The 243-nt window shown below is 43.6% G+C and carries 1 protein-coding gene; it reads right to left on the bottom strand.

From position 1 onward, the window contains the following. Positions 1-243, bottom strand: a 243-nt coding sequence (locus AC1M9K_RS14650) for an Ig-like domain-containing protein (protein WP_481589658.1), incomplete at both ends; no start/stop codon positions are given.

The raw sequence follows: 243 nt of genomic DNA on the forward strand, positions 1-243 counted from the left end.
TTTGTTGGCTTAAGCTCATCGATGGTTAATTCAGGTGCTACTGTGTCAACCTCGAAGCTCTCTGGCTGAGATTCACCTGTGTTACCTGCTTGATCTGTTGCTTTTGCAACTACGTCATATTCACCATCTGCTAATTCAACTGATGGTGTATATGTCCATGTGTCACCTGTAACTGTCGCTGGACCTTCTGCAACAACTTGACCGTCTTTGTCTTTAACAACGACATTTACTGTTGTTCCTGGT

This window comes from Acinetobacter sp. 24-47-67 (assembly GCF_056779735.1).